We start from the raw sequence: 792 nt of genomic DNA, 5'->3' as shown, positions 1-792 counted from the left end.
GAAATTACCGTTGATAAACAGCATCTCAGTCAGATTGTGGTGGGTACAGGATACCTCGAATTCAAACGGGGAAATCAAAGTCAAACAGTGACGGTTTTCTCGGCCGATGGAAAAACAAGCAAAGTGTATACTTTGCATTTTCAACGTGAAGCATCAACGAAGTTATTCAACTTAAAAGTAAAAAATCATGCATTCAATCATAATGCAACGTTTGCATGGGATACGTATACCTACGATGTGAATAGTTATCAAACTGTAGGTATCGAAGTTGAAGCAGAAACCTTTGATGAAAAAGCGAGTGTTAGTGTCGAAGGTTTGGATTCACTCAAAGCTGGCGATAATACAATCCGTGTGAGTGTTACGCGTGAAGGCGTTGAACCTACTGTTTATACGCTTAATGTGAACCGAAATCTTGCTTTGAATTTCGATTATAGTGGCGCGGTGCAACGTGTGGTTATTCCACAGAGTGGTTATTATAAAATTGAAGCTTGGGGTGCACAAGGGGGTACCGACAGTCACCAAGGATCTGGTGGAAAAGGTGGCTACACGGCAGGAGAAGTTTATCTCGAAGCTGGTGAAGAACTGTTTGTAACGGTTGGTGGTTTTGGCGACACTAACGCTCAAGGTTTCAATGGTGGTGGAAAAGCATGGACTAACGTTAGTGGAGGATCCTATGGTGGTGGAGCTACTGATATTCGCGTTGGGGGAACCGGTCATTTCAACCGAATCTTAGTCGCCGGTGGTGGCGGGTCGAGTGTTCGCAACTATACTGGTGGTTATGCTGGTGGTGTC

1 protein-coding gene is annotated in these 792 nt (G+C 44.3%); it reads left to right on the top strand.

Annotated features, from left to right (window positions below; all coding sequences use genetic code 11):
• The coding region (locus GVV20_RS10610; protein ID WP_250690221.1) for a glycine rich domain-containing protein at positions 1 to 792 on the top strand (792 nt) is incomplete at both ends.

It is taken from the genome of Erysipelothrix aquatica (assembly GCF_009828775.2).
Classification (GTDB): domain Bacteria; phylum Bacillota_I; class Bacilli_A; order Erysipelotrichales; family Erysipelotrichaceae; genus Erysipelothrix; species Erysipelothrix aquatica.
The sequence above is the reverse complement of the archived record's forward strand: the minus strand, read 5'-3'. Positions and strand labels throughout refer to the sequence as shown.